This window comes from Flavobacterium sp. Sd200 (genome assembly GCF_009826935.1).
GTDB lineage: Bacteria > Bacteroidota > Bacteroidia > Flavobacteriales > Flavobacteriaceae > Flavobacterium.
Window position 1 is genome coordinate 16,681 of the sequence record NZ_WUMN01000007.1, and the last position, 12,043, is coordinate 28,723.

The following is a 12,043-nucleotide window of genomic DNA, read 5'->3' on the forward strand; positions in this document are numbered from 1 at the left end:
TTTAAAACTTTGTAGCTGTAATTATGAATCTTTTTGATAAAACAAAAAGTGATACATCTACCAAAAAATGAGTCAAATAAACTGGAAAACAGAAACCCTTGCTAACATTACTGCCGAAGAGTTTTATACTTTAATCGACAGGAACAGGGAGCATATTAAAAAAACATTCCCGCGAACGCTTGCTGGGTGTGCCGACCTTAAAAAAACTAAAAAATACATTGAGGAAAGTATAGATAACGAAACCTGGGAAGATAATTACTACTTCTACATTCGTAATACCGACAGCAATACGCTTATCGGCTACCTTATGATAAAGAACATTGATGAGCATGTTTCTAAATGCGAACTGGCTTATTTTATAGATAAAGATTTTGAAGGTAGAGGCATAATAAGCAAAGCTCTGGAAAATGTCCTTGCATTTTGTTTTGGGCAATTGCGTCGTAATAAAGTATACATTTCTACCTCGCTTACCAATATTGCCAGTCAGAAAATTGCCTTAAAACACGGCTTTTTACAGGAGGGTATTTTGCGCGATGAATTTAGGAATGGCGAAGGCAAACTGGAAGATATAATCTATTTTGGGTTGTTGAAATCGGAGTATAAAAATGAAAAATAAATTTTACGCATACATACAGCAATTACAGGACACTATAACCGCTAAGCTTGAAGAAGTAGACGGCAGTGCAAAATTCCGCCAGGATATATGGGAACGTCCCGAGGGCGGTGGCGGGCGTACGCGCGTTATAGAAAACGGTGCCGTGTTCGAAAAAGGCGGGGTAAATATTTCGGCAGTGCATGGGGCTTTGGCCCCTGCTATGCAAAAGTATTTTAATGTGGGCGATGTCGATTTTTTTGCCTGTGGCCTCAGCCTCGTGCTGCACCCTAAAAACCCAATGGTACCTACGGTGCATGCCAACTGGCGCTATTTTGAAATGTATGATAAACAGGGCAATGTGGTGGATAGCTGGTTTGGCGGCGGTCAGGATTTAACGCCCTATTATTTGTTTGATGAAGATGCAGTGCATTTCCACCAAACGTGTAAAACGGTTTGCGATGCCCATAATCCGGAATTTTTTGCTACATTTAAAAAGCAGTGCGACGGGTATTTTTGGAATGCACACCGCAATGAGGCGCGTGGTGTAGGCGGCCTGTTTTTTGACCATTGCAAGGCTACCGAAACCTTTAGCATGGAAGACTGGTACAATTTTGTAACCGCTGTGGGTAACAGTTTTCTGGAAGCTTATGTGCCAATAGTAGAGCGCCGGAAAGATTTAGCATATACTCCGGATAACCGTACGTGGCAGGAAATTCGCCGTGGACGATATGTGGAGTTTAACCTGGTGCATGATAAAGGTACGCTCTTTGGCCTAAAAACCAACGGGCGTATTGAGAGCATTTTAATGAGCCTGCCGCCGCATGTGCAGTGGGTGTACGACCATCATCCTGAAGCAGGAAGCGAAGAGGAACGATTGATAAATGTGTTGGCAAATCCGGTAGATTGGGTATAAAAAGGTACATAGTATCACTATTGTTTGTGGTGGGCGGTTGTGTTGCGCAAACCGACAGCCTTGGCAATGACTATATTCAAAAGTTTCCTGATAAAATATCGGTACAGGCTTTTTTGCTCAATACCTCAAATGAGTTTACCATTAATTACGAACAGGAAAACATACGCGTAGGGTTGGTGCCTAACCAAAAAACTACACTCAATATAGGAGTGCAGTACGATATTGTTTCGTTTAGCTTTGGTTATGCACCGAAGTTCTTTGCCAATAATAACGATAATGGCGATTCTAAAATGACTGCTTTTTCGGTTACGCTTTTTCCGGGCAGGTTTATGCAGCGTCTTGAATTTTACTATCAAAAAGGTATTTCGATGGAATCTGATAATGTACAGCTTATCTATTTCCCGGAGTTAAGTACCATGAAAATTGGCGGCAGCACCACTTATATTTTTAATGATAACTTTTCGTTTGGTGCGCTTTCCTTTCAAAATGAAAGGCAGCTCAAAAGTGTAGGCAGTTTTGTGCCATCCTTATCCTATTATTACACAGAACTGAATGGTAAAAGGGTTGAGGAACTTGGTGATAAGGGTTACTTTATAGATGTGGCGCTCTCGCCCGGCTATAATTACAATTGGGTTATAGCTAAGAAATTCCTTGTTGCAGGTGGCTTGTCTTTAGGCGCGGGTTTTTCTAAAACGGTGGATGAGGGTGAAAATTTCACTTCATTTTTAACACAGGCTTCATTGAGTATTTCGCTGGGGTATAATTCGGAAACCTTCTATGGTGGGGTATACAGCAAGGGTACGGCCTCTAACCATAAAGCCGATAGCAATGCCGCCATGGATGATGTTATAAGCTATGTAACTGCATTTTTTGGATACCGTTTTGATGCACCATCGTTTTTGCAAAAAGAAAAGGAGAGGATTAAGAGTAAATTGTAATAGAGTTTTTTACAAGCGATTAAGCTGCAGAGCAGCGAAATGTTTATAGAATAACGGCAGCAAGAGTATAAGAGCTCCGGAGGAGCGATATAAAATAAAAAATGGCAAACACCTATTATCAAATATATATTCATATAGTTTTTGCTGTAAAAGGCAGGGATAATCTTATCTCTACAAGATGGAAAGAAGAGTTGTATAAATATATTGCGGGGATTCTAAAAAATGAAGGTCAAAAACTAATCGCTATAAATGGCATGCCAAACCATGTGCATATTTTAGTTGGATTGCAACCCACGATAGCCCTTTCAAACTTGGTTAGGGATATCAAAGCAAATTCTTCAAGATTCATAAATGAAAAACAATGGATAGCCGGAAAATTTGAATGGCAGCAAGGATTTGGAGCTTTTTCGTGTAGTCATTCTCAGCTGACTAAAGTTATCAATTATATACAAAATCAGGAAGAGCATCATAAAGTAAAAACATTTAGAGAGGAGTATGTGGAATTTTTAGAAGCATACAATAATGATTTCAAAGGCGAATATATTTTTGAAGATGTTTAGATTTATATGCCGCCCCTACGGGGCTCAATGTCATGCCGTGAAAATTATTGGCTATAAACATGTCGCACCTCTGGTGCTCGTTATCATTGCCGATAATTATTGCTATAAACATACCGCTCCTCCGGAGCTGAATATCGTGCCGCGAGAATTACAGGCTATAAACATGATTTGGTATAGCGCATATTTAGCTATAACATATCACAACTCCGGTGCTCAAATTGGATACCTTTATAATGTTGTTACAGTAATCTGATTCAAGCTGCAGAGCAGCGACATATTTATAGAAGAATTGAAACCCGGTCTTTGGAGCTCCGGAGGAGCGAAATAAAAAAATAAAACACAGCGTTTGTTGCATGGTTTTTGAGAGCCATAGGCAGCGCTAAAAACAAACCATACTGATGAAAGGAGTACTTTTAGTAAACCTGGGTTCGCCCGACAGCCCAACGGCAAAAGATGTAAAGCCCTATCTTGACGAGTTCCTGATGGATAAATATGTAATAGATGTACCTTATTTGCTAAGGGCTTTATTAGTGCGTGGTATTATACTGCGCAAAAGGCCGGAAGAGTCTGCACATGCATACCAAAAAATATGGTGGCCTGAGGGCTCGCCGCTTATTGTTATTTCTAAGCAGGTGCATGAAAAGGTACAGCAACAGGTACAGGTTCCGGTGGCACTTGCCATGCGTTACGGTAAACCGTCTATAGAAACGGGATTGCAGGAACTGGCCGATAAAGGCGTTACCGACGTACTGCTTTTTCCGCTCTACCCCCAGTACGCAATGGCTTCTACCATGACTATCGAGGTATTGGCAGAGGAAATTCGCGCCAAAAAATTCCCGAACATGAAAATGACCAATGTTCCGGCATTTTACAACAACCCCGATTATATAGATGCACTTGCCAATTCTATTAAAAAAGGATTGGAAGGGTATGATTATGATAAGCTGGTGTTTTCTTACCACGGCATACCCGAGCGCCACGTGCGCAAAACCGACAAAACAAAATCGCACAAAAAATTTGTGACCGATGTTATGTGCTGCACGCCCGGTACTCCCGCGGCTGAGTTTTGCTACCGCACGCACTGCTATGAAACCACAAGGTTGGTAGTAGAGAAACTTGGGTTGCCGGAAGATAAATATTACCAAACCTTCCAGAGCCGCCTTGCGGGCGATAAATGGCTGGAACCGTACACCGATGTGGAGATAGACAAAATGCCTGCACAGGGCATTAAAAACATAGCGGTGGTTACGCCTGCCTTTGTGGCCGATTGCCTTGAAACCCTTGAAGAAATTGGCATGCGTGCTGATGAAGATTTTAAAGCCAACGGCGGGCAGAATTTTAAGGCAATACCTTGCCTTAACGATGATGTGCAGTGGATAGACACGCTGGGTAAATGGATAAACAACTGGGCAGCTATCGGTAAAGTATTAAGCTAAATGGAGGTAACATCCCGCGACCTGGCACAAAAAGACATTAAAAGTTTGCTCATAAAACAGAGCATACCCTCGTCTGTAGGTATATTGTTCATGAGCGTCAACATACTTATAGACACCATTTTTGTAGGCCGTTGGATAGGTTCGCTTGCCATAGCTGCGCTGTCGGTTGTTATGCCCATAACATTCTTTATATCGTCTATGGGCATGGCTATAGGCATAGGGGGCAGCTCGGTACTGTCGCGGGCTTTAGGCTCCGGTAACAGGGAGAAAGCCTACATAACCTTTGCCCACCAAATAGCAATGACCTTCATTGTATCGATTGTTTTTGTTGTTGCCGGATTGTTTTGGGGTGATGATATACTGTATATTTTTGGTGCTAATGGCGAAATTGCTGCCCCTGCTAAAGAATTCTTTGTCCCCATCCTGCTGTCGGTGCCCTTTCAGGCGTTTTGTATGATGGGCAATAATGTTATTCGTGCCGAAGACAAGTCGAAACATTCCATGAACTCCATGATCGTTTCGGCAATTGCCAATATACTTTTAGATATACTGTTTATTAAAATATTCGGTTGGGGCATTTGGGGTGCTGCATTAGCCACGGCTTCGTCGTTCTTTTTGTGCTTTGCATACATACTGTGGTTCTTTATTTATAAGAGCGAACTAAAACCGCAGTGGCATCATTTTAAATTCCATAAAAAAATATCGGGCGAAATATTATCGCTCAGTTTTGTAACCTTTGCCCGCCAGGGTGTTATCAGTATCCTTACGGTAATACTTAACCATACGCTTTTTGTGCAGGGTGGCGAGCATGCTGTAACGGTTTATGGTATCATCAGCCGTATGCTCATGTTTGCACTGTTCCCCGTACTGGGAATCACGCAGGGCTTTTTACCTATTGCAGGCTATAATTATGGAGCGCAGCATTATGGTCGCGTGCGCGAGAGTATCAATAAGGCTATTGTTTATGCCGGTGCGCTGGCCATCATTATCTTTATCATCATTCTTATTTTTGCAAAACCTATTGTTGCGGTATTTACTAAAGACGCGCAGGTAATACAGGATACCCCCGCTGCGCTGCGCTGGGTGTTTGCGGCATCGCCCATTATAGCGGTACAGCTTATAGGTGCAGCCTATTTTCAGGCGGCAGGTAAACCCACAAAGGCACTCATGCTTACACTAAGCAAACAGGGTTTTTTCCTGATACCGCTGGTTTTAATACTACCACAGTTTTTTGGTATCTTCGGGGTGTGGGTAGCGTTCCCTATTGCCGATGTGCTGAGCACCATAATTACGGGTGTGTTTTTAAAGAAAGAAATGGCTACGGAGCTTAAAGAACATTAAATGGAATACAACTACATAAAATCGTTACACCTCATTTTTGTAATAACCTGGTTTGCAGGATTGTTTTACATCGTTAGATTGTTTGTATATCATATAGAGGCCAACAGCAAGCCCTCGCCAGAGAAAGAAATACTCATAAAACAGTACAAGCTGATGAGCTACAGGCTGTGGTACATTATTACCTGGCCCAGTGCTGTGCTGGCAAGCATTTTTGCCTACTGGATGCTTTTTTTTACCCCAACGGGGCAGGCGTGGCTTATCCAGCCGTGGATGCACGTAAAGCTTAGCTTTGTGTTCCTGCTGTACCTGTACCATTTAAAATGCCATCAGATATTTAAGCAATTACAGCACGATGAGGTAAAATATACCACAGGTTTTATGCGTTTGTGGAATGAGGGTGCCACCCTTATTTTGTTTGCCGTGGTATTTTTAGTAATTTTAAAAAGTGCCATCAACTGGATTTATGGGGTAGTGGGCATCATGGCGTTTAGTATATTGTTGATGCTGGGCTATAAGTTTTATAAAAAGGTTAGGGAGAGGAATCAGTCGTAGGGCCTCACCCCCAGCCCCTCTCCAAGGGAGAGGGGAGCCAACGGACGGGTACAGTATCGCAATAATTTATGTTTAATTCGTTATCAAACATTTGAGTGTAGCTACTCCCTCCCCTTCGGGGAGGGTTGGGGAGGGGATAAAAACAGTAATCTTTTGAGAGGGCTGAGGCTCACAAAACATATGAAAATAAATTACACTATAATTTTATTACTGCTGTTCTCCAATATTTTTGGGCAAACCCGCGATAGCCTGTGGTTTGATATTTATACCATCCATTTTTTAGAGACTGCTACGACAATAAATCCTGTGCCTAATGAAAATGTATTGATACATAAAAAAGGAAAGGAAACAGTATATTCTCATATCATAAATTCTAAACAGGCAGGTTTTTTACATAATAGTGCTATAGAATATAAAATGGCCTCGGTGCTGGACAGCCTGAATAAACAGAAAATCCCTAATAAAGATATTGCCTTTTTCTCGTTTTATGATAATTCACGTTTTGCTCTTGCCGGAGCCTATTTCTATCTTATAGACAAGGGTACGTTTATTTCTATAGACAATAAAAAAATAGTAGGCATTGACAAACTCATCGATTTTGAATATGGGTCGGCAGCAAAATATACTGAAGTTTTAAACGACAGGAAGTATCTGCTGGCAAACTATAAAATGAGCGATAACGAAGCACGCGCATTTTTACAAAAAGATTATGAGCTTTATCAAAAACTCTATCCTAACCTGTATGATAAAGCTATAGCGCTGCTTATTGACGATATTGATGCCAAAGTTAGGCTGAACGAATCTGAAAAGGGTATGATTGTTGAGAAAGTAAATGGGCTTTTAAAAGCGAACAGAAAGTTTGTGTGTAACACCCAATATGCAGTGGCGGTTAATGGCATTGATGTTTCTGAGGCGTTGGGCAAAATTTTGGACAAAGAGCGCCTGATTGTCTATTTAAAACATAACTATTTAAACAAAACTTTAAAAACCAATATTCAGAGTAAGTTTTATAGGGAGTTTAAGAAAACCAAACGCTCTAAGAATGTTACTTTTGACGACTACCTGCGTACAATTGTGAGCAAATAATAATGAAAGAAAAACTCAATATAAAACGGTGGTCGCTGCGGGTAAGGATATTTTTATCTATGATATTCATCACCCTTATTGCATCGTTGCTTATTGCGGTGGTTTCTATTTACCAGTTTAAAAAAGAAGCCAAAGAATACCACCAGGACAGGCTGGAGCGTAAGGAAAATTCGGTTAAAGAGCACATTAACTACATTCTTGCCACAACCACTTATCCGTTGAGTACAGAAAATTTGCCGCTTATTTTCCGCGAGCGCATCCATGAGCTGGCAAATATTCACGGTACCGAGATCAACATTTACGATCTTAATGGGCAACTCCTAAAAACCTCTAAGGCAGCATTCTCTGTAGACACTGTAAGCCAGGTAATACCCAACAACATTCTGCGCGTTATCCGTGCAACTGCCGAGAAACGCTATGTAGACCTGAAATCAGAGAACGGCATAAAATACCGTTCGGCATACAGTTATATAAAAGACACACGGTTTAAGCCGCTGGGCATACTCAACCTGCCTTATATAGAAGACGATGGTTATTATGAGCGCGAAATAAACAATTTCCTGATGCGCTTTATGCAGGTATATTCGTTCATGCTTGCCGTTTCGGTTATCATCGCCTATTTCCTTTCCAGTTATATTACTAAGTCTATCAAAGAAGTTTCCGACCGTATTAAGGAAACCCGTCTTAATGAAATGAACGAAAAGATAGACCTGGGCGACTCGCCACAGGAAATAAGTCTGCTGGTGCATGCCTATAACGACATGGTGGAAGACCTCGACGAAAGCGCGGCACTGCTTGCCCAAAAAGAACGCGAAGAGGCTTGGCGCGAAATGGCCAAGCAGGTGGCTCACGAAATCAAAAATCCGCTTACACCCATGCGCTTAACGGTGCAAAGTTTTCAGCGAAAATTTGATCCCGACGACCCGAACATCCGCCAAAAGCTCAACGAATATTCCGATACGCTTATACAGCAAATTGATACTATGACGTCGGTGGCATCGGCATTCAGCAGTTTTGCATCTATGCCTGCCCAGCAAAATGAGACCCTTAATGTGGTTAAAATCGTACAGTTGGCATTGGAAATATTTAATGAGGGATACATTTCATTCCATTCGGAAGAGGCGCGTATTATTGTCAGAATGGACCGCACACAGCTTATACGCATCATTACCAATCTTGTTAAAAATGCTATTCAGGCCATAGACGAGTATGAGCCTAACCCACAGGTAGATGTGCGTATTTTCAGGGATGGTGACAAGGTTAAAATTACGGTTAAGGACAACGGTAAAGGCATTAGTGCCGAAAATAAAAGCCGTATTTTTGAACCTAAGTTTACCACAAAATCCAGCGGTATGGGTCTTGGACTTGGCATTATAAAAAACATTGTAGAAAACTATCACGGCACTATAACATTTACCAGCGAGCCGGGCTGGGGCACGGTGTTTTTAGTAACCCTTCCGGTTACTTTTTCTCCAACCGATAATGAAACAACAAACCACTAAATACAACAACTATGGCATTTGAAAATATTTTATCTGAAACTAACGAGGGTATTGGTATCATAACCATTAACCGCCCTGCCAAACTTAATGCGCTTAACCGTGCTACTATTTTAGAGCTGAGCGAGGCATTTACAGCTCTTGATAAAGACGAGCATACAAAAGTTATTATTGTTACCGGAACGGGCGAAAAGGCATTTGTGGCCGGAGCAGATATAGCAGAGTTTAGCGAATTCAGTGAGGAAGAAGGAGAACAGCTTGCAGCCATCGGTCAGCAACTATTGTTCGACCTTGTAGAGAACCTTGGCACTCCGGTTATTGCTGCGGTAAATGGTTTTGCACTGGGCGGAGGCTTAGAGTTGGCTATGGCAGCGCATTTCCGTGTAGCATCAGAGAATGCTAAAATGGGTCTTCCAGAGGTGTCGCTTGGCGTAATCCCGGGCTATGGCGGCACGCAACGCCTGCCTCAACTTGTGGGCAAAGGCAGGGCAATGGAAATGATAATGACAGCAGGTATGGTTACCGCACAGGAAGCGTTAACTTTTGGACTTGTTAATCACGTAGTGCCGCAACCGGAGCTTATTGATTTTTGTAAAGGCATTGCTGCCAGGATCATGAAGAATTCTCCTGTAGCAATAAGCAAGGCCATTAAAGCTATCAATGCAAGTTATACTAAAGATGGTTATGAAGTAGAAATAAAAAGTTTTGGTGAAGCTTTTGGAACCGAAGATTTTAAGGAAGGTACTACCGCATTTTTAGAGAAAAGAAAAGCGGCTTTTCCGGGAAAATAAAATAGATCATTATTTTTTGTAAAGGAGCTTTTAGCTCCTTTTTTTGTTAAAACTTCTAAGTCAATACTATAAATTTGCAGCATCAAAATAGTATATCAAAAGTTTATGAAACATGTTTTAATAGCATATATACTGCTTTTATTTACAGCAGCCAATGCGCAAAATACCCCTAAGATTACAAAGAGCAGTGTATTTAAAGATAAATATAATGAGTCCTATATTGTACATGTAAAAGAAGACGGCACTGGCGGCCTGTATATGCTGCGTATGTTTAAAAAAGGTGTTTTATCGGCCGGTTCCGGTTACTATTTGGAGCATTATGATAAAAATATGAATCTTATTAAAGATGCGGAATATGCACCGGAATATAATACACATGAAAAATATAAAACGCTGGTGGGAGTTTTTGCGGTTGGTAATAGTTTACATTTAATAGATGTTCAGTATAATATAAAAGAAAAAGCATATATCTGTAATGTACATTCGGCAGATATTAATACCATGCAGTTTACCCACAAAGAGCTTTTAAGGTTTAACAGGGAGGAGGCAGATAAACTGGGTACATTAAAACTTAGCGACCTGTTTTACAATTCGGCTTCAGTACTTGATGATAGTGCTACGGTGGCCTTTATAACAGATGATAATAACAGTGCTTTTGCTATAGCCTTTAATTTAAAGTCGGACAAAGCTAAAATATTAAAACTTTATTCTTTTGACAGCAGCCTTACTAAAAAAATAGAACACACTTATAAGAGAGAAGTAAAAAGCAAAGATTACAGGTTTAAGAATATAGATGTGGCAAACGGGGGGAGTTCTATCTATCTTTTAGGGGCTGCACATCGCGAAGAAGATAAGCGTAAAACATTTATATATGAAATAACACATATTGGTATTGATAACCACGAAACAACAGGTAATTTTACAAGCCCCAACCCTTTTAGCGAAACGTTAAAAATGTTTATGCTGAACGATAAACTGGTTTGTGCTGGATTCTATTCTGAGCCCGAAAGCAAATGGTATAATGGAGTTAGCTATTTTGAAATAGATCCAAAAACTTTAAGCATGAGCAATGCAGTACACACACCATTTTCTGAAAAAATGCTTGCAGATAAAAACAAAAAGCGTTGGTGGGAAGCAAAATTGTATAAGCCGCTGCTGTTTAAAAATATTATTGTTACCCCAAATAATGATATTATTATAAATGCCGAAGAATATTATAGCGCTAATGTAAATAATCAGGAAACCTATAATTATGACGATATTATAACTGCCCGTATAACCAGTACCGGTGAGGCATTATGGATTACTGACATCAGGAAAAGCCAATATACATTTACTCCTTCCGATGTTTCTTTTTTATCTTACACTCCGGTTTTTAAAAATGACATTGCCTATTATTTTATTAATACATCTGAAAATGTAAAAACAACGGATGAAGGAGCGGTAGAATTTAAGCAATCGGGTAAAAACAAATCAGACCTTACCGTAGTCACAATTGATGCAAAAGGTGATATGAAGTATGAAAAGCTATTAGATAATGAAAGTAATGCAGTACCATTTATGACTGCGAGAGGTGCCGTCACATCAGATGGTATTTATTTTTTAGGCCGAAAAGGAGGGGATAAACAATTGCTCAAAATAGGACTATAAATATCCGGTAAACCAGAAATAATTAGGCATGCGTATAAAGTGGTTGGATATTAATCGGCAGGTTGTAATGCAACATTTACAGTTTGTGTAATAACGTGGCATTCGTCTTCAGTTACGTTCACTGGCTGAGATGCATACGGCTGATATCCTGCGCCTGTAACGGTAATGGTGTAGGTACCTGTACGTTCATCGACACCACGAAATTCTCCCATTTCAGGCAGGTAGTCTAACTCCTCAATGTAGCTGCCGTCTGTAGCCGTTACGGTCAATCCCGGTCCAATTGCCGCCTGAGTGGCAGCATTTACAACCACAACTTTAAGCGCGGGTACTACTATATCGGTACAAGGCTGGGTGTTTATATTGTCGTCATCGTCATCGCATGCAAACACACCCAACACTAAAAAAGCTAAAAGTGGAAAGAAATTTTTCATAGCAATTCTTTTTATAGTTAGCAATTACAAGTTACGCCTGTTTTATCTTTATAAAATGCTAACCAACTGTTATAGTTAGGTTAATGCATTCAGCGCACAAAAAAACCGCTCCTGTACAAGGACGGTTTTGTGTTATTTCATATGAATATATTTCAGTGTAAAATTTTTCTCGCAAAGGCGCAGAGACGCAAAGCAGTTTCCTTGATTAGCAATTTTATTAAGCGATGTAAGTAGCTAAGCTAAGCGACTTA

The 12,043-nt window shown here is 40.6% G+C and carries 12 protein-coding genes; 11 read left to right on the plus strand and 1 reads right to left on the minus strand.

All coding sequences use genetic code 11. The annotated features are described in order from the left end of the window. Positions 1–67 precede the first annotated feature (67 nt). The 11 genes from GR160_RS16020 to GR160_RS16070 all read left to right on the plus strand — a co-directional run bounded on the left by GR160_RS16020 (position 68) and on the right by GR160_RS16070 (position 11,361). The gene (locus GR160_RS16020; protein WP_160750907.1) at positions 68–616 is read left to right on the plus strand and encodes a GNAT family N-acetyltransferase; all 549 of its coding nucleotides are present in this window, start codon (positions 68–70) and stop codon (positions 614–616) included. Then, positions 606–1,508, plus strand: coding sequence for an oxygen-dependent coproporphyrinogen oxidase (hemF, locus tag GR160_RS16025; RefSeq protein ID WP_160750908.1), 903 nt, complete (start codon positions 606–608; stop codon positions 1,506–1,508). Before GR160_RS16020 ends, hemF begins: the two co-directional genes overlap by 11 nt. Further along, a complete protein-coding gene (locus GR160_RS16030) occupies positions 1,499–2,446 on the plus strand; it encodes a DUF4421 family protein (RefSeq protein ID WP_160750909.1) in 948 nt (315 codons plus the stop codon). Before hemF ends, GR160_RS16030 begins: the two co-directional genes overlap by 10 nt. Before the next feature lie 101 nt (positions 2,447–2,547). Then, positions 2,548–3,006, plus strand: a complete 459-nt coding sequence (gene tnpA / locus GR160_RS16035; protein WP_160750910.1) for an IS200/IS605 family transposase — start codon at positions 2,548–2,550, stop codon at positions 3,004–3,006. A gap of 398 nt (positions 3,007–3,404) precedes the next feature. After that, positions 3,405–4,442, plus strand: coding sequence for a ferrochelatase (hemH, locus tag GR160_RS16040; protein WP_160750911.1), 1,038 nt, complete (start codon positions 3,405–3,407; stop codon positions 4,440–4,442). Then, positions 4,443–5,783, plus strand: coding sequence for an MATE family efflux transporter (locus GR160_RS16045; protein WP_160750912.1), 1,341 nt, complete (start codon positions 4,443–4,445; stop codon positions 5,781–5,783). Beyond that, a complete protein-coding gene (locus GR160_RS16050; RefSeq protein ID WP_160750913.1) occupies positions 5,784–6,335 on the plus strand; it encodes a CopD family protein in 552 nt (183 codons plus the stop codon). Positions 6,336–6,515: 180 nt separating this feature from the next. Then, on the plus strand, positions 6,516–7,421 hold the full coding sequence (locus tag GR160_RS16055; protein ID WP_160750914.1) for a hypothetical protein: 906 nt from the start codon (positions 6,516–6,518) through the stop codon (positions 7,419–7,421). Between the two features lie 2 nt (positions 7,422–7,423). Next, positions 7,424–8,923 carry an ATP-binding protein gene (locus tag GR160_RS16060; protein ID WP_237421241.1) on the plus strand — a complete coding sequence of 500 codons (1,500 nt, stop codon included), beginning with the start codon at positions 7,424–7,426 and terminating at the stop codon, positions 8,921–8,923. An 11-nt stretch (positions 8,924–8,934) separates the two neighbouring features. Continuing rightward, complete coding sequence (locus GR160_RS16065; protein WP_160750915.1) at positions 8,935–9,711, plus strand: enoyl-CoA hydratase/isomerase family protein; 777 nt, start codon at positions 8,935–8,937, stop codon at positions 9,709–9,711. Positions 9,712–9,816: 105 nt separating this feature from the next. Beyond that, a complete protein-coding gene (locus tag GR160_RS16070; protein ID WP_160750916.1) occupies positions 9,817–11,361 on the plus strand; it encodes a hypothetical protein in 1,545 nt (514 codons plus the stop codon). A gap of 50 nt (positions 11,362–11,411) precedes the next feature. Here the strand turns inward: GR160_RS16070 and GR160_RS16075 are convergent, their stop codons facing one another. Continuing rightward, positions 11,412–11,792 carry a carboxypeptidase-like regulatory domain-containing protein gene (locus GR160_RS16075; protein WP_160750917.1) on the minus strand — a complete coding sequence of 127 codons (381 nt, stop codon included), beginning with the start codon at positions 11,790–11,792 and terminating at the stop codon, positions 11,412–11,414. Positions 11,793–12,043: the final 251 nt, after the last annotated feature.

Excerpts from the sequence above, each read along its gene's own strand:
- GR160_RS16020 (WP_160750907.1), top strand. The coding sequence starts at position 68 with ATGAGTCAAATAAACTGGAAAACAGAAACCCTTGCTAACATTACTGCC.
- hemF (WP_160750908.1), top strand. The coding sequence starts at position 606 with ATGAAAAATAAATTTTACGCATACATACAGCAATTACAGGACACTATA.
- tnpA (WP_160750910.1), top strand. The coding sequence starts at position 2,548 with ATGGCAAACACCTATTATCAAATATATATTCATATAGTTTTTGCTGTA.
- hemH (WP_160750911.1), top strand. The coding sequence starts at position 3,405 with ATGAAAGGAGTACTTTTAGTAAACCTGGGTTCGCCCGACAGCCCAACG.
- GR160_RS16045 (WP_160750912.1), top strand. The coding sequence starts at position 4,443 with ATGGAGGTAACATCCCGCGACCTGGCACAAAAAGACATTAAAAGTTTG.
- GR160_RS16050 (WP_160750913.1), top strand. The coding sequence starts at position 5,784 with ATGGAATACAACTACATAAAATCGTTACACCTCATTTTTGTAATAACC.
- GR160_RS16055 (WP_160750914.1), top strand. The coding sequence starts at position 6,516 with ATGAAAATAAATTACACTATAATTTTATTACTGCTGTTCTCCAATATT.
- GR160_RS16060 (WP_237421241.1), top strand. The coding sequence starts at position 7,424 with ATGAAAGAAAAACTCAATATAAAACGGTGGTCGCTGCGGGTAAGGATA.
- GR160_RS16065 (WP_160750915.1), top strand. The coding sequence starts at position 8,935 with ATGGCATTTGAAAATATTTTATCTGAAACTAACGAGGGTATTGGTATC.
- GR160_RS16070 (WP_160750916.1), top strand. The coding sequence starts at position 9,817 with ATGAAACATGTTTTAATAGCATATATACTGCTTTTATTTACAGCAGCC.
- GR160_RS16075 (WP_160750917.1), bottom strand. The coding sequence starts at position 11,792 with ATGAAAAATTTCTTTCCACTTTTAGCTTTTTTAGTGTTGGGTGTGTTT.